The following is a 20069-nucleotide window of genomic DNA, read 5'->3' as shown; positions in this document are numbered from 1 at the left end:
GACCGTCTTCCCCACCGCCCCGGGGGTGCACCACCCAACACACGCAAGCTCTCTGTGCACCATCCCGCTGCCTCTCCCACGCCGGGGCTCTGCAGCGGTGCGCTCCACCCCGCACCGCAGGCACTACAGAGTGCACCTCGTGAGCCGAGCAAGTCCCCCACGCCGTCTGCCTTGACGACATGGTCGGCTCGCCCACCCCAATCCCCTTTGAACCTTGGGAGTGGACATGTCCCGGATCCCCACGGAGCCAGGCACCACTGAAGAGATCCCCGCCGAGGCCGACACCCCCACGTCGCCCACGGCAGCTCCTCCGAAGAACGCCCTCGATGCGTACTTCAAGATTTCCGCCAGAGGTTCGACCTTCGGCAACGAAATACGTGGCGGCCTCACCACCTTCATGGCGATGGCCTACATCCTGCTGCTCAACCCGATCCTGCTCGGCGGCGCCGACAAGACCGGCTTCCACCTGAACGCCGGTCAACTGACCACGGCCACCGCACTGGCCGCCGGGGTCACCACCATCCTGCTCGGCGTCGTGGGCAACGTGCCGCTGGCCGCGGCCGCCGGTCTCAGCGTCTCGGGCGCGGTCTCGGCGATCGTGGTCCCGCACACCACCTGGGCGCAGGCCTTCGGTCTCTGTGTGATCTACGGTCTGCTGATCGTGCTGCTGGTCGTCTCCGGTCTACGCGAGAAGATCATGAACGGCATCCCGCTGCCGATCAAGCACGCGATCACCATCGGCATCGGCCTCTTCATCGCGATGATCGGCCTGGTGAAGGCCGGTTTCGTGCACCACGGCCCGGACCCGTACGGGCCGCCGGTCGACCTGGGACCCGCCGGAGCGCTGACCGGCTGGCCGGTCCTGATCTTCTGCGTGACCCTGCTGGCCATCTTCGTGCTGCTCGCCCGCAACACCCGCGGCGCGATCCTGATCGGGATCGTCGGCGGCACCGTCCTCGCCTTCATCGTCCAGGCCGCGGCCAACCTCCCCGCGCACACCTGGAGCAGCTCCGTCCCGAAGTGGCCGGGCAACCCCGTCGCCACTCCGAACTTCGGCCTCTTCGGCCACGTCGACATCCTCGGTGCCTTCAGCGGCAAGGGCATGGGCGCGATCAGCGCCTCGGTCGCCGTCTTCACCCTGGTGCTGGCCGGCTTCTTCGACGCGATGGCCACCATCATCGGCGTCGGCACCGAGGCCGGCCTGGCCGACAAGCAGGGCCGGATGCCCGGACTCAGCAAGGCACTGCTGATCGACGGCGCCGGCGGTGTGATCGGCGGCCTCTCCGGGGCGTCCGGCCAGACGGTCTTCGTCGAGTCCGCCACCGGTGTGGGTGACGGTGCGCGCACCGGTCTCGCCTCGGTGGTCACCGGCGGTCTGTTCTCGCTGATGCTCTTCTTCACCCCGCTGGCCGGCATCGTGCCGGTCGAGGTCGCCTCCGCCGCCCTCGTCGTCATCGGCTCGATGATGATGAGCCAGGCGCGGCACATCGACTGGAGTGACCGCGAGGTCGCCATCCCGGCCTTCCTCACCGCCGTGCTGATGCCGTTCACCTACAGCATCACCGCGGGCGTGGCGGGCGGCGTGATCACCTACGTTGTGATCAAGGCCGGCAAGGGCAAGTGGCGCGAGCCGGGTCCGCTGATGTGGGCCCTGACCGCCGTGTTCGTCGTGTACTTCGCGCTCACTCCGGTCAAGGAGTGGCTGGGAGTCCACTAGTAGTAGGACCGCCGCTGTGCGGGGCCGTCGCCCCGCACAGCGGCACAGCCCGTTCCCCGGTTCACCCTCCACACCCTGACAGGAGCCCGGACATGCAGGACATCGCCGATCAGTTGCAGGCCTGGCACGCCTCCGGGCGCTCCTTCGCGGTGGCCACGGTGGTGGGTGTCTCGGGCAGCGCGCCGCGCGACCCGGGCGCGGCACTGGCCGTCGACGCCGAGGGCGAGGCGATCGGCAGCGTCTCCGGCGGCTGCGTCGAGGGGGCCGTGTACGAGCTGTGCCGGGAGGCGATCGCCTCCGGCGAACCGGTCCTGGAGCACTTCGGCTACAGCGACGAGGACGCCTTCGCGGTGGGTCTGACCTGCGGCGGCATCCTGGACGTGTTCGTCCAGCCGATCGTGCCGGGCGCGGACGCCGCGCTCGACGCCGGCATCACCTACATCGCCTCGGGCACCCCGGTGGCACTGGCCCGGGTGATCGAGGGCCCGGCCGGGCTGCTCGGCGCCACGGTGGCCGTGACCGCCGACGCCCACCACGGCTCGCTCTCCCCCGCGCCCTCCACGACCGGTGCGCTGGAGCGCTCGGCCGTCGCCGAGGCGCGGGCCATGCTGGACGCCGGCCGGACCGGCAAGATCACTCTGGCGCTGGACGGTCGCCCCTGCGACCCTTCCGACCAGGGCACCCTGACCTTCTTCGTCGAGTCCTACGTGCCCGCGCCGCGGATGCTGGTCTTCGGCGCCATCGACTTCGCCGCGGCCGTGGTGCGGATCGGCAAGTTCCTCGGCTACCGCGTGACGGTCTGCGACGCCCGTCCGGTCTTCGCCACCGAGCGCCGCTTCCCGGACGCCGACGAGGTCGTGGTGGACTGGCCGCACCGCTACCTGGACGCCCAACTCGCCTCGGCCGACGCCAGGTCCGCGCTCGACGGCCGGACCGTGCTCTGCGTGCTCACCCACGACGCCAAGTTCGACATCCCACTGCTGGAGCGCGCGCTGCGGCTGCCGGTCGGCTTCGTCGGCGCGATGGGCTCGCGCCGGACCCACCTGGAGCGCAACGCCCGGCTGCGCGAGGTCGGCCTGACGGACGCCGAGATCGCCCGGCTGCGCTCCCCGATCGGCCTCGACCTGGGGGCCAGGACACCCGAGGAGACCGCCGTCGCGGTGGCGGCCGAGATCGTCGCCAGCCGGCGCGGCGGCGGCTGCCTGCCGCTGTCGGCCGGCCAGGGCCCGATCCACCACGACCTGGAGCGCGCGGACGAGCAGAAGGCCCCGCGGCACGCGGCCTGAGTCAACACCTCGACGCACCTGAGCCCGCCGGCATCGACCGGCGGGCTCGGGTGCTTCGCCGTGTCCACATTTCAGGTGTTCACGTTTCAAGGGCCGACCTGCGGTCGAACCGTCACCGGCCGATGTCGGATGATGGCTCGGTGCTTAACGCAGACCAGTTCGGCGACGACGACGACGCCGACCACCCCTCACCGCCCCTGATACCCGACCTGTCGGAGGCCGTCCGCGCCGCGCAGAGAGGCGACGAGGACGGCTTCCGGCTGCTCTTCCGCACCGTCCAACCCGCGCTGCTGCGCTACCTGCGGGTCCTGGTCGGCGGCGACGGCGCGGACGCCGAGGACATCGCCTCCGAGGCCTGGCTGCAGATCGCCAGGGACCTGCACACCTTCCACGGCGACGCCGACGGGTTCCGCGGCTGGGCCGCCACCATCGCGCGCAACCGGGCGATGGACCACCTGCGGGCGCGACGGCGCAGACCCGTCGCCGACCTGCCGGTCGAGTACCTCACCGAGCTCCCGGCACCCGACGACACCGAGGGTGCCGTGCTGGCCGCCGACGGCACCCGGCAGGCGCTGGCGCTGATCGCCGGCCTGCCCCGGGACCAGGCCGAGGCCGTCCTGCTGCGGGTCGTCATGCAGCTGGACGCCGAGAGCGCGGCGCGGGTGCTGGGCAAGCGGGCCGGCAGCGTCCGGATGGCTGCTCACCGCGGCCTGCGCAAGCTCGCCGCGCTGCTGGAATCCACCGGTTCGCCGCCGGTGGCACCCGCGCCACGAACGTCCGTGGGACTTCCGAAAAAAAGTTCTCCCGAAGGTGTGACACAAACCAGAGCGACGACGCTGAAGGACATGAGATGAGCACCAACCGATCCCGTCGGATCGACCGAGACCTCGCCGAGCAGCTGCTCAGCGGTGCCGCGGACGGCAGACAGGGCGGTCCCGGCGCCCTCTACGACCTGCTCGCCGCCGCTGCCTCCCCCGGCACCGCGCGCGAACTGGCCGGCGAGGAGGCCGCCGTGGCCGCGTTCCGGGAGGCTGCCCAGCTCATGCCCGCCCAGTCCACTGCCTCTGCCCCTCAGTCCACCGCTTCCAAGTTCCGGAGACGATCGATGGCCGGTTGCGCACCCGCGCGCTTCCTGAGCACGAAGATCGCCGCAGCCGCGCTCACCGCGACGGCTCTCGGCGGTGTCGCCGTCGCGGCCGGCACCGGGAACCTGCCCGCCGCGCTGGGCGGTTCGACCGGCGGTTCGACCGGCGCGCACACCGTGCCCGGCGCTCCGCTGGCGACGACCAGCGCCTCCGGGCATCCGGAGGGCCTCGTACGCGGCTCTCAGCGGCCGGACAACGGGCTGGCGGCGCTCTGCCGGGCCTGGTCGGGTGCGGGCGGCGGTACAACGCCTGCCACCCCGGAAGCGCGGTTCGCGCCGCTGGTGCGCGCGGCGGGCGGTGCGGACCGGGTCCAGGCGTTCTGCGCCAAGCTGTCGGCGGCCGCCGGCGTCACCCCGGCACCGGGCGTCCCGGGGTCGGCTTCGCCCGACGGCGACGCCTCGCACGGGCCCGACGCCGACCGTACGAAGGACAGCCGCACCGCGGATCCCGAGCACCACGGGCCCGGCTCCGACGCCGGCACCACCCAGGCTCCCGGCACGGCCGCGCCCAGCGCTGCCAGACCCGACCCGAACGGACCCGGCAGCCCCGGGCCGACCCGGGAGAAACCGGACCCCGGGCACCGCCCGCAGTCCCCGTCGGCCGCGACCGACGACGGTCGGCCGACGCGCTGACCCACGAACTTCCGGACGGATGGCGGTCTCCCCGGACACGCCGTCCGTCCGGAAACCTGGCGGCGCCGACTGTGCATGAGTCGGCGGCCGCCGCCGCGGGACTGGTGGACTCCCCCGGGTCCACCAGCCCCGCGGCGCAGCGCCTGGACCCGGTCCGGTTGGGGTCGACCGGACCGGGCCCAGGCCGCTGCGCACCTGCTTCTCGGCGATTTCCGGCCACCGGGGTCGCGTGACGTCCTGATTGCTCTACGTGTAGGGTGCCAGAGAGTTCTAACCGCCTCTCCCGAGACGGAAGTTGTGCAAACTTGGGAGAGATCTTGTCATGCTCTTGACAGTTATTCCCGTGATGCCCGATGCCCGCTCTGACGAATCGCCACCACATGACTGACAATCTGACCTTGATCCGTGAGAGCTTCACCCTGGTTCGGGATTCCGGGGACAAGCTGACCGCCCACTTCTACGCGACACTCTTTCTGCACAACCCCGAAGTCCGCGCCTTCTTCCCACCCGCGATGGACATCCAGCGCGACCGGCTCTTCCAGGCCCTGGCGGGCGCGGTCCGGATGCTCGACCGGCCCGACGAACTCACCTCCTTCCTGCGCCAGCTGGGCCGCGACCACCGCAAGTACGGTGTCGAGCCCGCCCATTACGACGCGGTCGGCTCCGCCCTGCTGAGCACGCTGCGCAGGTTCGCGGGCGAGGCCTGGACCGAGGCGCACGAGAGCGCCTGGACGCAGGCGTACGGGCAGATAGCCGCGACGATGAGCGGCGCGGCCGAGGAGGAGGCCGACCGCACCCCCGCCTCCTGGCTGGCCGAGGTCGTCGGACACGAACTGCGCACCCCCGACCTCGCCGTGCTGACCCTGCGCCCCGACGCGCCCTTCCCCTACCGCGCCGGGCAGTACACCACGGTGGAGACCGCGCGCTGGCCGAAGGTCTGGCGGCCGTACTCGATCGCCAACGCCCCGCGCCGCGACGGCCTGCTGACCCTGCACGTGCGGGCGGTGCCGGCCGGCTGGGTGAGCAACGCGCTGGTCCACCACACCCAGGTCGGCGACGTGGTCCGACTCGGCCCGGGGCGCGGGTCGCTGGTGCTGCCGGAGCAGCCGGCCCGGCGGGTGCTCTGCGTGGCCGGCGGGACCGGCCTGGCGCCGATCAAGGCGCTGGTCGAGGACATGATCTCGCGCCACCGCCCGCTCACGCTGCACCTGTTCGCCGGCGTCCGGCGCGAGAGCGACCTCTACGACCTGGCCAGTCTGCGCCAACTCGCCGCCGTCTTCCCGCGGTTGATACTGGTCCCGGTGGTCTCCGAGGAGATCGGGTACTCCGGCGTCCAGGGCCGGCTGCCGGAGACCGTACCCGCCCAGGGGCACTGGAGGGATCACGAGGTCTTCGTCAGCGGACCGGACGACATGGTGGTCAGCATGGTCGAGCGGTTCCAGCGCGACGGCCTGCCCGCCGACCGGCTGCACTACGAACTCAACACCACCCCCGAGGCGTTGGACATCACCACCGGCCTGCTCGACGGCAGCGTGGCACCACCGCGACGCTCCCCCGGGCCGGTCTGACCACCGCGCGATCGCACTGCTCGGGGCGGCGGGAAGCCGACGGGACCAGCTCACTGGTGCCAAGGTGGGATCTCGCCGTGCATCTGCTCACCACTGGGCAGAGACAGCAGCAGTCCAAGGGGATGGAGGCGGCTGAGACGCACGGTGGCCGCTGCGACGCCGCACAGCACGAAGGCCGCGATCAGGGTCCAGGCGATGCCGAGGGCGATGCAGGCGAGGGCCAGGCCCACGACGGCGGCCAGCAGGAGTGCGAAGCCCACCGTTGCGGTGATCGCTTCGCGTAGGCGGCGGCCGCGGCTGTGAGCGCGTTCCCAGCTGGCGCCGGCGCCGGTCAGTATGTCGATGAGCGCTTTGGTGTAGACCACGTTGAGGAACTGGTCGAAGAGGACTTCCGGCACGATCAGGACGGCGAGGAGCAGGGCCTTCCATCCGCCGCGCTTGGTGGCCCAGACGCGTTCGAAGGCGGCGACGGCGGTGATCGCGAGCCAGAACCACGGCCACCCGGGGAAGCCCTTGGTGACGGTTTGGTAGAGCAGGACGGTGAGGAAGAAGGGGACGAAGGCCACGCTCAGGTAGGTGAGCAGTTGCCGGCAGATGTAGGGCAGGGTGACGCGGGTGAGGCCGTAGGCCTTGAGGTTGTCCAGGGCGCCGCGTTGCCAGCGCAGCCGCTGGTAGTACAGCCGCGACCAGGTGGGCATGAGTTCGGTGCCCACGATGCAGGCGCACGGTGACACGCAGCGGTAGCCCAGGTGCTTGAGCGCCAGGGTCAGTTCGTTGTCCTCGGTCAGCGACTGCACGTCGTAGACGTCCGCACCCCGGGGCAGGAGGCCGCCGATGCGCGCCCGGTGCACCTGGCGCAGGGAGTGGACGGGGTAGAGGGAGGCGGTGCCGGTCAGGACGTCGGCGCGGCCGTGGCGGCGGTGGAGCTCGCGCGCGTACCGCACGTACTCGTTGTTCTGCAGGTGGCAGACCAGGCCGCGCAGGGGGTGGCCGAAGAAGATGGCGCCGACGCCGCCGATGGGCGCCTGGTCGGGCTCCTGGTGGTACAGGCGCCGGGCCGCCTCGGCGATGAACTGGGGGGAGAGTGAGGTGTCGGAGTCCATCACCATGACGGCGTCTTCGTCGGACAGTTGGGGCAGCAGCCCGGCCAGGACCTGGTTGAGCGCGCCCGCCTTGTCCTGGGTGTTGCCGACCGTCTTGACGGCTTTCGCGCCGTGCGCGGTGCTGATGTCAGAGGTGAGGTCGGTGCAGCGGTCGGCGACCACGATGATCTCGTCCGGGGGTCTGGTCTGGGCCGCGAGCGATTCCAGGGTTTCGCCGATGAGCGCTTCCTCGTTGTGGGCGGGCACCAGCACGACGATCCGGCCCGGCCCCGCGTGCCGCAGGTCGGGAACGTGTCCCGGCTTCGTGTGGCCCTCGCGGGTCAGGTTTCTGGGTCTACGTACGAACGCGGGCCCGCGCGCCTCCTTGCGCGTCTGCCTCCGCGTCGGTCCGATTCGGCTCACTGATGTCTCCTCGGCATCGGTTGGGGTGGGGTCGGTGCGGTGCTGCGGCCGGCGCTGCTGGGCGCGGAGGTGTAGAGCGGGGACGCGATGCCGGTCCGGAAGGCGCTCAGCGCTGGGAGGGAGGACCAGATGCGCCAGTCGGTCTCCTTCTCGGCGTTGAACCACAGCAGTGCGCTGATCCGGGTGTCGCCGGCGATGGCGGCGAACATCGCCGTGATCCAGGCGGCCTTGTCGCCGCCCAGCTCGGTGCAGCCGACCTCCGTGAGCCACAGTGGCTTGGTGGTGAGGGTGCGGATCGTGGCGATGGTGGGGTCGAAGACCTCGGTGAAGGTCTGCCAGGTGCTCCAGCTTTGGGAGGTGCCCCAGTTGTAGCCGTCGACGCCCACCAGGTCCACGGACTCGTCGCCCGGGTAGACGTCGGACAGGGCCGTCGAGTTGGTGTACTGGTTGACCGGCGTCCACAGCCACTTCACGTTGGTGGCGCCGACCGAGGTGAAGAGGGCGCGGATGTGTTTCCAGGTCGCCACGTACTGCGCGGTGGTGTTCCCGTTGATTCCCGGGTCCCACGGGTTCCAGTTCCCGTTCATCTCCGCGCCCCAGCGCAGGTAGACGGTGCTGCCGAAGGCTTTCGCGTCGGTCGCCCACTGCGTGATGTAGTCGTCGAAGTTACCGGCGAGGATGTTCGACAGAGCGTAGGCGGGCTGGTTCGCGCCGCCGGTCCAGTCCCAGGACTCCCACGTGATGAGGGGCGCCTGGTGGCGTGAGCGGACGTAGGCGGCGTCCGAGGTGGGGAACGGCTGGCGCCCCTGCCACTGGACGTACCACTGCACCACGCTCGGCCGGTGCTCCACCAAGGCGTCGTAGGAGTCCAGTTGGCCGTGCCATCCGGCCGGATCCCCAACGGGGTCGGGGATATAGGCTCCAGTGGTGACCTTGCGAGCCGTGAAGGAACTCGTCTCCCGCGAGGCTTCACCCATACCCGTGCCGGCCAGGACCAGGGCCAGCAGAGTCAGCCACGTCCAGGCCCTCATGTTCGTCGCCCTGTTGTGCCGGCCGCATCCTTGAAGCGCCCAGGGCTCGCCTGGGCGAGTGCTCGCGTCATCGATCCGCCCTCACCGGCCCAGGATGCCGCGCACCTGGCGAACCCGGCTGGTGGCACGCCGAAAGACGAGCGAGAGGATGCGTCGGAGAGCGGAAGCGAAAGCGGTTAGTACGCCTATCATTCGCACATTCGGACGAATCAGGACTGATTCAGCAAAAACCCTTTACGGTGAGTTCCCTATTCCCTACCTTGAGTATGGATACGAACTCGCACCCGCATCGAGGGGCGTTGAACAAACGTGTCCGTGCGCGTTCCTGACGTCCTGTACAGGGCCGGGTGAAACCCGCTGGTCCCAGCTGCCGCGCCTTCCACCGCCGATACGAGCGTGAACGGAGACCGTCATGGCCACAAGTTACTGGTTCAACGTCCTGGACTACGGCGCGACCGGCAACGGCGTCACCGACGACACCACCGCCATCCAGACCGCCGTCAACGCTGTTCCTTCCTCCGGCGGAACAGTCGTCTTCCCCGCGGGCACCTACAAGATCTCCTCCGTGCTGGTGGCCCGCTCCAACCTGATCCTGGAGGGCGTCAGTGACGGCTCCTCGGTGATCGCCCAGAGCAGCACCACTGCCAACGGGCTGGGCGGCTCGGACATCACCCGGTTGACCATCCGGGATCTCACCTTCCAAGGGCCGGGTAGCGGTAGCGGCATAGGGATCGCCCTCACGCGATCCGCCAACCCGGCGACCGTCTCGCTGGCATTCGCACGGATGACCGTGAAGTTCTTCGGCGACAGCGGAATCGACCTGTCCAACCCGATCGTCTCCACATTCGAGGGCGTGACCTCGGCCAACAACGGCAACCACGGCTGGAACATCCACGGCGTCTCCGGAGGTGCCGCGGGGACCAGCTGCTCGTTCGTCTCCTGCTACGCCGACACCATCACCAACGCCGGCTTCCACATCGACACCATGGCCTACTGCTCCTTCGTCGGCTGCGCGGCCGACTACTGCGGCATCGGCTACGAGGTGACCGGCATCGGCACCCAGGGCATCAGCTTCACCGGATGCGGCGCCGAATCCGCGGTCAACCGCGGCACCGGATACAACGGCTACAGCTGGAAGATCAACGCCGCGATCGGTGTCGGCCTGTACAACTCCTTCACCTACAACAGCCCCAACATCAGCATCTGGGTCACCGGTGCCGCCCGGGCGGTCAGCATCCTCGGATTCGCCGAGAACACCCCCGCCGTCTCGGCGGTCAACTCCATCACGGTCGACGCCGGCTGCTCGGCCACCCTCGGCGACTGCAGCAACGTCAAACCCCTGTCACTGGCGGGCTACACCAATGTCGTCAACGACACCGCCGGCGGCACGGTGGCCAGCGGGTTCGTCTACGGCTCGAACTCCGCCTACTACGAGGGCAACGTCTCCACCACCGCCTCACCGACGTCGGCCGAGCACCTGACGCGCAAGGACTACGTCGACTCCAAGGTCAACCCGGCCCCCGTCACACTCACCGACGCCGCCACCATCGCCACCAACGCCGCGCTGGGAAACCTCTTCCGCGTCACCCTCAAGGGCAACAGAACCCTGGGCACACCCACCAACTCCATCGACGGGCAGCGCATCACCTGGGAACTCATCCAGGACGGCACCGGAAGCCGCGCCCTCATCCTCAGTTCCGCGTTCGGCCTGGGCACCACCATCTCCTCCACCACGCTCACCACCACGCCCAACAAGCGGGACTTCCTCACCGCGATCTACAACGCCACGACCGCTAAGTGGTACGTGGTCAACTTCACCAAGGGCTACTGAGAGGGGTTCCGCGAGGAACCGCGCCAGGCGTCGCGGCTGCCCCGCGGCCCCGCGCTCAGCCCAGGTCGAGCCGAGCGGCCAGTCGGAGCAGGCCGGGGGAGATCCGGCCGATCAGCCGGGCCGCCTTCGCCTCGAAGGTGACCGGGACGACCGGCTTGCGGGTCCGGACCGCGCGGACGATCTCGGCGGCGACCTTCTCCGGCGGGAACCCCCGGCGGGCGTAGAGCTTCGAGGCGCGGGCCTGCTTGGCGGCCTGCTCCGCGGCCGACAGGCCGGAGAAGGTCGAGGTCCGGGTGATGTTGGTGTTGACGATGCCGGGGCAGATCGCGCTCACCCCGATGCCGGTCGGGGCGAGTTCGGCGCGCAGGCAGTCGGAGAGCATCAGGACGGCTGCCTTGCTGGTGGCGTAGGCGGCCAGCATCTTGGACGGCAGGTAGGCCGCCGCCGAGGCCAGGTTGACGATGTGGCCGCCCTCCCCGCGCTCGGCCATCAGCGTGCCGAACGCCCGGCACCCGTGGATCACGCCCCAGAGGTTGACGTCCAGGACCCGCTGCCACTCCTTCTCGGTGGTCTGCAGGAAGGTCCCCGAGTGGCCGATGCCCGCGTTGTTGACCAGCACGTCCGGCACCCCGTGCGCGGCGGCGACGGTCAGCGCGAAGGCGTCCACGGCCGGCCCGTCGCTCACGTCCACCTGGTAGGCGGTGGCCACCGGGCCCAGCAGGGAGGCGAGTTCGGCGGTGCGCTGGGCGGCGGCGAGGTCGAGGTCGCAGACCACCACGCGGGAGCCCTGCTCGGCGAATGCCAGTGCGGTGGCCCGGCCGATCCCGCTGCCGCCACCGGTGACGACCACCAACGAGCCACCGTTGCGCAGGTGTTCACCCTCTTCACCCTCTTCGCCCGCTTCGCCGGACTCGCCGGACTCGCCGGACTCGATCCGGCCCGTGAACTCCCGTACCATCCCGGCCACCACGGCCCCCTTCTCCAGTAGCGCGGACCAGTGCGTGGCGTTCAGCTCGCGCCGGGTGAGCCGCGGGACCCAGCGCTCCAGGCCCTCGGACAGGAAACCGCTGACGTAGCGGTCGCGGGTCAGCGTGACCAGCTGCACCGGGATCTCGGTCGGCCGCTCGCGCGGGTGGCGCAGCCGCGGCCGCATGTTGGCGCGGTACAACTCGATTCCCCGGATCGCATCCTGACGAAGCGTCAGCTGCGGGTGGTCCGGGCGCGGAGTGACCGCCTCCAGGTCGTTCAGCACCCGCGGCCAGGCCCGCGCCAGTCCGAAGCGCCAGGTCGCCGGCGCCAGGAAGGGCAGGTGAAAGGCGGTGATGTACCAGGAGTGCGCGCCCTGGACCAGCAGTTGGCGCAGGTGCCGCGGGGTGGGCCGGCGCAGCCGGTGGCGGATCCAGAAGCCCATGTGGTCCAGGCACGGTCCGGACATCGTGGTGTACGAGGCGATCCGGCGCTCGGCGCCGGGCTCGGTGACGGCCTCCCAGGACTGCAGCGAGCCCCAGTCGTGGGCGACCACGTGCACCGGACGGTCCGGGCTGACCGTGTCGGCCACCGCGAGGAGGTCGGCCGCCAGCAGTTCCAGGCGGTACTCCTCGCGCCGGGCCGGCACCCCCGACTCCCCTGCGCCGCGCACGTCGTAGCGCACCACGTGGTGGTCGGCGGCCAGGTCGGCGGCGACGTCGTCCCAGACCCGGTGGGTGTCCGGGTAGCCGTGCACCAGCAGCAGGGTGGGGGCCTGCGGGTCGCCCTGCTCGAACACCGCCAGGGCGACGCCGGCCGAGTGCACGGTGCGGCGGCGGGTGGCGTGGGCGTCGGTCGAGCCTGTCGCGTCGGTTGCGTCGGTCGTCATGCGGCTGCCTCCAGGGTCCAGCGCCGCACGTGCGGCAGGTCGTCGTCGAGCCAGTAGGCGTCGTCCTCGGTGACCACCAGCAGTTCCTCGAACTTGATGCCGACCTCGCGGAAGCCGATGTGCGGCTCCACCGCCCACAGGCCCGGAGTGGGCGCGTGAGCAGAGGACCGGCCGTCCGCCCAGAGCGGCGAACGTCCGTGCAGGCGTTCGCTGATGAGCTCGCGCCCGAGGGTCTGCAGGGTGCGCACCCCGAAGCCGAGGACGTTCACCCCGGCCGGTCCCCGGCTGACGGTCCGGGTCACCTGGTGGCCGATCACCCGTCCAGGGTAGACCTGGTGGCGGTTGTCGTAGCCGTGCGCGGCGATCTGCGCGTCCACGGCCGCGTAGACCTCGTTCAACGGCTTGCGGGCGCGCACCTCGCGAAGGATCAACTCCCGGTAGATCTGGAGGTCCAGCGCCAGCCGGTCCCAGATCGGGTTGGCGCCGACCTTGCCGCCGTAGCCGATGTCGGCGGTGTAACCGTCCACCACCGGCGCGCAGTCGAGCACGTACGGCATGCCCTCGCGCAGCACCCGGCCGCCGGCGAAGAACTGCAGCGGGGTGTGGAAGTGCCGGAAGGCGGTCCGGTCGCCGAACCAGGCGAACGGGATGTGGAAGAAGTCCTGTACACCCTCGGCCACCAGGCAGCGCCGCAGCTTGGCGGTGGCCTGCCGCTCGGTCACCCCGGGTTCGATCCAGGCGGCGACCTGCTCGGCGCAGCGGTAGGCGAGTTGCTGGACCTCGCGGAAGCGGTCGAGGTCCCGGGCACTGAACGGGAAGGTCTGCATGGAGTGCTCCTCAGATGTCCAGGACGAGGCGGTCGCCCTCGGCGGCCCGGGAGACGCAGGGCAGCAGGGCGCCGTCCGCCCGTTCCTCGGAGGTCAGCCGGCGGTCGCGGTGTTCGGGAGTGCCGGACAGGACGTGGAGCCGGCAGGTGCCGCAGAAGCCCTGGTGGCAGGAGTACGGCAGGTCGGGCCGCGCCTCGCGCAGCACGTCCAGCGCGGAGCGGTCCGCCGGGACGTCCAAGGTCGGTCCGTCCGCGCCGAGTTGGACGGTGAACGGCTTGCCGTCGGTGATCGGCGCGGCGGCGAAGCGCTCGAAGTGCAGCGTGCCGGCGGGCGATTCGTCCAGCGCCCGCTGCACGGCGGCGAGCATCGGGGCCGGGCCGCAGCAGTACACCGCGCTGCCGGGGCGGGCCGACTCCAGGAGTTCCGCCCCGCTGGGTATCCGGCCGACCAGGAGGGTGACCCGCTCGGGGGCCAGCGCGCGCAACTCCTCGACGAACGGCATGGTTGCGAGGGTTCGTCCGGCGTACACCAAGTGCCAGTCCAGGCCGCGCCGTTGGGCCTCCCGAGCGATCGGCAGCAGCGGCGTCACGCCGATCCCGCCGGCCAGCAGCAGCAGCCGCTGCTCACCGCAGAACGGGAACCCGTTGCGCGGGCGCCGGACGGTGAGCCGGACGCCCAGGTGCAACTCGTCGTGGATCTCCCGCGAACCGCCGCCGCCGTCCGCCAGTCGGCGCACCGCGATCCGGTAGGACGTGCGGTCGGCCGGGTCGCCGCAGAGCGAGTAGTGCCGCTCACGGCCAGAGGGCAGCGTCAGCCGCAGGTGCGCGCCGGGCTGCCAGCCGGGCAGCACGCCGCCGGACGGGTCGGCCAGCCGCAGCTCGACCACGTCCTCGGCGACCGGCCGGTGGCCGGTGACCACCAGGACCAGCGCGGGCAGCGCCCTCGGCGCGGGCAGCCGCGGGTTGCGGCGCAGGCCTCGGCTGCCCAGCGCGGGGGTGTAGCGGTCGCCGAAGGCGGTCAGGCGGCGCATGAAGGGGTCCGCCTGCGGGCGACCGTAGAGGTCGGGCGGCGCTTGCGGGTTGGTGCGGTCCATGGGACGGGTACTCCGGGGCTCGGGCTCAGCGGGCTCAGCGGGCTCAGCGGGCTCAGCGGGCTCAGCGGGCTCAGCGAGTGACGGCGGCGCGGGCGGCCGGAGAGGTCGCGAGGTAGCTCAACGCCTGTGCGCTGGAGCCCTCCTGGGTCGGGTGGTAGCCGGGCTTGAGGTAGCGCAGGCCGGACCGCAGCGACTGCACCGGGTCCGGCAGCATCCCGCGCAGGGCGGCCGCCCGCGCCGCCCGCCAGCTGGGCCTGACCCGCCCGCGCAGCGTCGGGTCAGCCGCCAGCAGGAAGCGCACGCCGCGCACCCACAGGCGCACCAGCAGCGGCCCGGAGACCACCATCCCGCGGATCCGCCGCAGGTAGCCCGGGTCCAGGTGGACCATCAGGTCGTACGCCACACTGCGATGCTCGACCTCCTCGGCGCCGTGCCAGCGCAGCAGGTCCAGCATCGTCGGGTCGGCCTGCGCGCGGTCCAGGCCGGGCGAGTTGAGCGCCCAGTTGCCGAGGAACGCGGTGAAGTGCTCGATCGCCGCCACGAAGGCCACCCGCTCGATCACGTTCTCGCGCCGGGCCCGGGCGCTGAGCCCCGGCCTCTCGCCCAGCACCCGCTGGAAGAGCCATTCGAGCTGCCGGACGTACGGGCGCGGGTCGAGCCCCTGCGCGAGCAGGTGCTCCAGCACCTCCTCGTGCGCCTGGGCGTGGATCGCCTCCTGCCCGATGAAGCCGAGCACCTCCTCACGCAGCTGCTCGTCCGTGATCAGCGGCAGCGCCTCCTTGAAGACCCGGACGAACCAGCGCTCACCCTCCGGGAGCAACAGGTGCAGCACGTTGATGGTGTGGGTGGCGAACGGCTCGTCCGGGATCCAGTGCAGCGGCAGCCGCGACCAGTCGAACCGCACGTCGCGCGGCTCCAGGACGAGGTTGTCGTGCACCTCTGGGGCGCTTCCGGTACCGGGCATGGGGGGACCCTCCTGACCTGCGGGGGTGGTGGCAGCACCTCAAACTACTGGCGGGTACGGCGGGCCACAAGGGTTTCGACCATTCTTATCAACGCACAGTCTAATAACGCTTCCCTTATCGCCGCTCTCCACTCGCGACCATCCCGCCAGGCACCTACGGTGATGGAACCGATACTTTCGGCAAGCGAAGGAGCAATCCCATGATCATGGCGCGCGACATCATGCACAGCGGAGCCCAGTGCATCGACGCCAACCAGACCCTCATGGACGCCGCACGGATGATGCGGGACATGGGCGTCGGTGCCCTCCCCATCTGCGGCGAGGACAAGAAGCTCAAGGGCATGATCACCGACCGCGACATCATCACCCGATGTATCGCCGAGGGTAAGGACCCCAAGACGATGAAGGCGATGGAGCTCAGTGGCCACCTGCACTGCGTCCGCGCCGACGACTCGATGGACATGGTCCTGAAGAAGATGGAGAAGCACCAGATCCGCCGCATGCCGGTGATCGACAACGACATGCTCGTCGGCATGATCAGCGAAGCCGACCTCGCCCACGGCCACCGCGAAGGCCACCGCCTCACCGACGAGCAGATCCTCGCCTTCATGGACAGCGTCTACACCAGCCACTGAGGCTGAGTGACAGACGGGCGGGGCCGGTTGGGAGATCACCTCTCAACCGGCCCCGCCGTACGTCGGCTCACTCAGTGGACCCGGCCCAGCAGGCAAATGAGGCGCGCACGCAGTGGATCTTCCAGTGCGAGGTGGTCGCCTCGGGTGGTGGCCTGCAGCAGTTCGGTGATGACAACGAGCTCGGCGAATCGGCCTACGGGGGTGTCGAGTACGTGTCCGAGGCGGTGTCGCACCTCGGCTGCGGTCTCGGGCACGAGGAGGCTGTAGGCGTGCAGAAGTGCGGCGTCGTAGCCGGCGGGGGCGATTCCCCAGCCCTCCCAGTCGAGAAGCGTGAGCTGCGGTCCGGTGAGGTTGGCCCAGTGCAGGTCGCCGTGAGCCGTCGACCAGGCGGGGACGGTGGTGTCGAGGGAGACGCCCAGGTAGTGCGGCATGGCCCGGTCCAGGTACTCCTGGCGGACCGCCACCCGCTCGGTGGGGACCTCGGCAATGAGGTCGACCGCGGTGCTCAGCCCGGACCACCAGGCCTCGTCCAGATCGGGGACGGTCCGGAGGATGGGTCCCTCGGCGGTGACGGTCCGGTCGGTGACTCTGTCGTACAGCTCAGCCAAGTAGCCGTAGTCGCCTTCGGTCCAGGCACGCCGATCGCGTAGGCGAGGGCGGGGAACCGCGGAAGGCATGGAGCGCTCAGCCTCCTGCGGCCCTTCCCAGAGCTTTCCGCCAGCTTTGTCGGCCGGAGCGCACACCAGTCGGAGCCACCCTGCGCCGAGCGGCGTGGAGACCGCACGACTCAGGGTGCGTCCTCGCCAGCCCCATGCCTCGTCAGACCCGACCGGCGCTGAGCGGAGAGCGGCGGCTGCCGCCGCGTGCGTCTCGCGCATGCGTTTGGCGGTGCCGGGCTCAGGTTCCGAGTACATCCGTGATCCTTCTCAACGTCTCCGGGGACAGCGGCGGTTGACCAACTGCGTCGCAAGGCTGACTGGACTGGTGTTCTACCCGGACTGATCAGTTCGGACAGCTCCCGAGTAACCATGCCGGGAACCTCGCCGCAGTGCAGCGGGGCAGAGGCGAAGACCTCCAGCTCCGCCGCGACCGCGTCGACCAGGACACCGTGGCCGTCGAGTGCGTGCGCGACGGGTGCCAGATGGACCAGTGAGATGGGGAGTTGAATGGCCCGAAGGTGGTGCTGCGGGCGCTGGCCTTGGAGGCGAGTTCGGGCAGAGTCGCCACGTCGAAAAGGCCGCTGCTGAAGCCGCGCCATGTCGCGACGCCGTAGGCGCTGACAGTCCCGTTACTGCACGCGTCCTCCAGAGCGAGGAACGCCGCCCAGATCCGGTCCGCAATGTCCTTGTCGGCGCAGTGGTGTTCCGGGTTGTGCAGGAACACCAGGTCTGGCGCGCGGCCCAGCCGCCGCTTGCTGCGCGCGACCTGCCAGGCGACGTAGGCGGGGGCCAGGCAGTGACCTCGCTCGGCGCCCTCGCCGGACAGCGCACCGGCCTGCACGCCGAGGCGCTTGGCGCTGTCCGGTACGAAGCCGACCTTGGTCGAGACGTGGAGGTCCGGATACAGGGCAAGGACGGTGGCGAGCGACCTCTCCGCCTGGCCGCTCTCGTAGTTGGGCGCGGTGTCCACCCAGTCGGCACCCTGCGACGCGGCCATCGCGGCGGCCTGGCACACGTCGGCGCAGCGGTAGGTGCCCAGACCCAGCCGAGTGCTCATCATGCTCCTCCGATCGCGGCGACCTGGCCCGCGACGAGTTCCGTCACCATACCGGCCGCCTGCGGCAGAGTGATGCCGGCGGCTTGGGCCAGGTCGGCCAACCGCTGGGGCACCCCGCCCACGAGGCGGGCGAGCATTGGACCGGCCTTCGCGGCGAAGGTCCACTCCTCGCCGCCCGCCACCAGCCGCACGGTGTTGTCGGAACCGGCTACGAGTGAGGCGCGGGCGGTGACCAGGCGTACGCGAAGGTCCGGGTCCGGCGGAGCCACTGTGATGTACGGCAGCGACGGAATGAGCCGAACCCGCTCGGTCGCGTCGCGCGTAGCGGCGAAGCGCGTGACCAGGTCAGCGCTCTCCAGTTCGGCGACGACGAGCCTGCCGAGCGCGTCGAGGAACGCCCGCTGCTCGGCGGCGGCGCCGAAGCGCGGAACGTCGGACCTGACGACTTCCTGTGCACGCAGAGTCTCCGACAGCCAGGTAATCAGGTCCGCTCCGGTCGTGCTCTGCAGTCCGCAGGTGACGTGCAGGGAGTGCTGGCCCTCGGAAGCCGCGACGGCGTGCCACCAGCCGCGAGGCAGGTAGAGCACGTCACCAGCGTTCAGCACCAGGTCGGCCACCGGCTCCTCGGGAGGGGGTTCCGGCACATCGACGTCGCGGTGCATCGGTGCGATGCGGGTCGGCCCGTACAGGCGCCAGCGCTTGGCGCCGTCGAGCTGGACCACCACGACGTCGTGATCGTCCCAATGGACGCCGAAGCCCTCGATGCCGGTCCACGAGGCGTACAGGTTGACCTGGACGCCCGTCCGCAGCCAGCGCTCCAGCTGGGCGGCGAGAGCACCGATGCCGGCGTGGAGTTCGTCGACGGCGTCCAGGACCAGCGTGGCGCCGTCGGCCAGTTGCTTGTGCAGCTCCGACGGTTGGAGCTGGTGCCACACGGTGCTCCGCCGGGTGACCAGCGGCCGGGAGTACAGATGGATGGGACGCTGCTCGCCATCGGCTGCGAGACGCAGGCGGGGGGCTTCGAACCGGTGGTGGGTCAGGATGGAGTTGAGGTCATCCCAGCTCAGCAGTCCGGCGAGTGACGCGACATCGCCGCGTACGACCTTGAAGCTGCGGCCGAGCGTCCGGGCGAGGAAGTCATCCCCACCCAGACGCTCAACCACCGAGAACTGCTCGGCGGTCATGGGAAAGCCGTCAGTCGTTGCCGTCGGAACGGCCGGTGGAGCCGCCGTCCGAGGGCTGCTCGCCACGCGAGCGGGCCGCGGCGACCTTGGTACGGGAGACGAGCAGGCCGTCGCCCTCCGGCTCGGTACTGGTGGTGAGGTTGTCGGGCATGAAGCACTCCTTCGGGGTACGAGGGCAGGCCGGTTGCCTGGCCCCACTGCTGGTTCGGCACGAGTCACTCCGAGGGTGTCGGGCGCTCGCACCACGCCTGCACATGCCCGCGCCAAACGAAGACCGGTGCGGGCCCTGCTGCAGGGTTCCGGCCCCGCCGACCAGCGTCGAAAGGGCCGGCGGCGCCGATCCCTCCCCAGCCCTCAGTGGGCAGGGAGGAAGTTCTTGGTCAGGCGCCGGCTGGCAGCTACCGAGCCGGCGCGACATCCTGATCGCAATGCTGAGGACACGAGCAAGTGGGCCAGGACTCGTATCGGGGTGCGTACTCCGCACCGCCGCCGTCGGCGAGGGCCTCACGGCTGTCCCTGACCGCCTTGTCCACGACCTTCTGCTGCCGATCGTCTGCATGAGGCAGTTTCGGCAACCGTTCACTGGGCATCATGCAGCTGCCAACTGCGCTGCTATAGCGGGCGGTTCGGCCTCGTCCGCCGTGATGAGGAAGTGGACCACCTTCCCGAGCTGAGTCGACTCCCAGCCCCACGAACACGCAAACGCATCCACGAGCGCGAGCCCACGTCCCGTGGTCTGCCCCACCGTTGCGGGCAATACCGACGGCAGTCGCACCGAGCGGTCCGCGATCGCCACCCGCAGCTGCCACCCGGTCCACTCAACGCGCACCCGGCACTCACCACCCGCGTGAAGCAGGGCGTTGGTGATCGTCTCACTCGCACAGAGCTTCGCGTCCGCCAACGCGCTTCGCGACAGCGGAAGCCCTGCGCCGACGGCCGCGTCGGCGATGCGCTCCCGAGCACGGCGGACGGCGTCGTCGCCGAGGACGACATGGAATTCGTCCAGGAGAGCGGGGTGTTGGGGGGACACGGTGGACTCCTCAGGGTTGAACTGATGTACGCAGGCCTACTACTTGCCGC

Annotated in this window: 18 protein-coding genes; 7 read left to right on the top strand and 11 right to left on the bottom strand. The window is 70.5% G+C overall.

The features are described 5' to 3' along the window. The first annotated feature begins 226 nt into the window (after positions 1 to 226). From P3T37_RS14775 to P3T37_RS14755, 5 genes are all read left to right on the top strand, one after another. The gene (locus tag P3T37_RS14775; RefSeq protein WP_280724065.1) at positions 227 to 1717 is read left to right on the top strand and encodes an NCS2 family permease; all 1491 of its coding nucleotides are present in this window, start codon (positions 227 to 229) and stop codon (positions 1715 to 1717) included. Between the two features lie 92 nt (positions 1718 to 1809). Beyond that, entirely contained in the window at positions 1810 to 3003 is a 1194-nt protein-coding gene (locus P3T37_RS14770; protein WP_280724064.1) for an XdhC family protein, read from the top strand. A gap of 197 nt (positions 3004 to 3200) precedes the next feature. After that, on the top strand, positions 3201 to 3857 hold the full coding sequence (locus tag P3T37_RS14765) for an RNA polymerase sigma factor (RefSeq protein ID WP_280724168.1): 657 nt from the start codon (positions 3201 to 3203) through the stop codon (positions 3855 to 3857). Next, a complete protein-coding gene (locus P3T37_RS14760; protein ID WP_280724063.1) occupies positions 3854 to 4780 on the top strand; it encodes a hypothetical protein in 927 nt (308 codons plus the stop codon). The genes P3T37_RS14765 and P3T37_RS14760 overlap by 4 nt, the downstream gene beginning before the upstream one ends. Positions 4781 to 5178: 398 nt before the next feature. Beyond that, complete coding sequence (locus tag P3T37_RS14755) at positions 5179 to 6348, top strand: globin domain-containing protein (protein ID WP_280724062.1); 1170 nt, start codon at positions 5179 to 5181, stop codon at positions 6346 to 6348. A 50-nt stretch (positions 6349 to 6398) separates the two neighbouring features. Here the strand turns inward: P3T37_RS14755 and P3T37_RS14750 are convergent, their stop codons facing one another. Continuing rightward, positions 6399 to 7853 carry a glycosyltransferase family 2 protein gene (locus P3T37_RS14750; protein ID WP_280724061.1) on the bottom strand — a complete coding sequence of 485 codons (1455 nt, stop codon included), beginning with the start codon at positions 7851 to 7853 and terminating at the stop codon, positions 6399 to 6401. After that, a complete protein-coding gene (locus tag P3T37_RS14745) occupies positions 7850 to 8884 on the bottom strand; it encodes a glycosyl hydrolase (protein ID WP_280724060.1) in 1035 nt (344 codons plus the stop codon). Before P3T37_RS14745 ends, P3T37_RS14750 begins: the two co-directional genes overlap by 4 nt. 412 nt (positions 8885 to 9296) lie before the next feature. Here P3T37_RS14745 and P3T37_RS14740 point away from each other — a divergent pair, with 412 nt between their 5' ends. Then, positions 9297 to 10715: a glycosyl hydrolase family 28-related protein gene (locus tag P3T37_RS14740; protein WP_280724059.1), complete on the top strand. Its 1419-nt coding sequence runs from the start codon at positions 9297 to 9299 to the stop codon at positions 10713 to 10715. A gap of 55 nt (positions 10716 to 10770) precedes the next feature. On the opposite strand, the gene P3T37_RS14735 is transcribed toward P3T37_RS14740, so the two are convergent. From P3T37_RS14735 to P3T37_RS14720, 4 genes are all read right to left on the bottom strand, one after another. Further along, positions 10771 to 12570 carry an SDR family oxidoreductase gene (locus P3T37_RS14735; RefSeq protein WP_280724058.1) on the bottom strand — a complete coding sequence of 600 codons (1800 nt, stop codon included), beginning with the start codon at positions 12568 to 12570 and terminating at the stop codon, positions 10771 to 10773. After that, positions 12567 to 13397 carry a M24 family metallopeptidase gene (locus tag P3T37_RS14730; RefSeq protein WP_280724057.1) on the bottom strand — a complete coding sequence of 277 codons (831 nt, stop codon included), beginning with the start codon at positions 13395 to 13397 and terminating at the stop codon, positions 12567 to 12569. Before P3T37_RS14730 ends, P3T37_RS14735 begins: the two co-directional genes overlap by 4 nt. 10 nt (positions 13398 to 13407) lie before the next feature. After that, positions 13408 to 14490, bottom strand: a complete 1083-nt coding sequence (locus P3T37_RS14725) for a PDR/VanB family oxidoreductase (protein ID WP_280724056.1) — start codon at positions 14488 to 14490, stop codon at positions 13408 to 13410. A 70-nt stretch (positions 14491 to 14560) separates the two neighbouring features. After that, entirely contained in the window at positions 14561 to 15454 is an 894-nt protein-coding gene (locus P3T37_RS14720) for a metal-dependent hydrolase (protein ID WP_280724055.1), read from the bottom strand. A 200-nt stretch (positions 15455 to 15654) separates the two neighbouring features. On the opposite strand from P3T37_RS14720, the gene P3T37_RS14715 reads away from it, so the two are divergent. Continuing rightward, entirely contained in the window at positions 15655 to 16089 is a 435-nt protein-coding gene (locus P3T37_RS14715) for a CBS domain-containing protein (RefSeq protein WP_280724053.1), read from the top strand. A gap of 71 nt (positions 16090 to 16160) precedes the next feature. Here the strand turns inward: P3T37_RS14715 and P3T37_RS14710 are convergent, their stop codons facing one another. The 5 genes from P3T37_RS14710 to P3T37_RS14690 all read right to left on the bottom strand — a co-directional run bounded on the left by P3T37_RS14710 (position 16161) and on the right by P3T37_RS14690 (position 20019). After that, complete coding sequence (locus P3T37_RS14710) at positions 16161 to 16697, bottom strand: hypothetical protein (RefSeq protein ID WP_280724052.1); 537 nt, start codon at positions 16695 to 16697, stop codon at positions 16161 to 16163. A gap of 394 nt (positions 16698 to 17091) precedes the next feature. Continuing rightward, entirely contained in the window at positions 17092 to 17805 is a 714-nt protein-coding gene (locus P3T37_RS14705; protein ID WP_280724051.1) for an aldo/keto reductase, read from the bottom strand. Next, the gene (locus tag P3T37_RS14700; protein WP_280724050.1) at positions 17805 to 18989 is read right to left on the bottom strand and encodes a cupin domain-containing protein; all 1185 of its coding nucleotides are present in this window, start codon (positions 18987 to 18989) and stop codon (positions 17805 to 17807) included. Before P3T37_RS14700 ends, P3T37_RS14705 begins: the two co-directional genes overlap by 1 nt. A 10-nt stretch (positions 18990 to 18999) precedes the next feature. Further along, positions 19000 to 19140, bottom strand: a complete 141-nt coding sequence (locus P3T37_RS14695; protein ID WP_280724049.1) for a hypothetical protein — start codon at positions 19138 to 19140, stop codon at positions 19000 to 19002. Positions 19141 to 19578: 438 nt separating this feature from the next. Further along, positions 19579 to 20019, bottom strand: coding sequence for an ATP-binding protein (locus tag P3T37_RS14690; RefSeq protein ID WP_280724048.1), 441 nt, complete (start codon positions 20017 to 20019; stop codon positions 19579 to 19581). Between the last annotated feature and the right edge of the window lie 50 nt (positions 20020 to 20069).

The organism is Kitasatospora sp. MAA4 (assembly GCF_029893355.1).
Classification (GTDB): Bacteria; Actinomycetota; Actinomycetes; order Streptomycetales; family Streptomycetaceae; genus Kitasatospora.
This window is presented reverse-complemented; position numbering and strand designations above follow the sequence as displayed.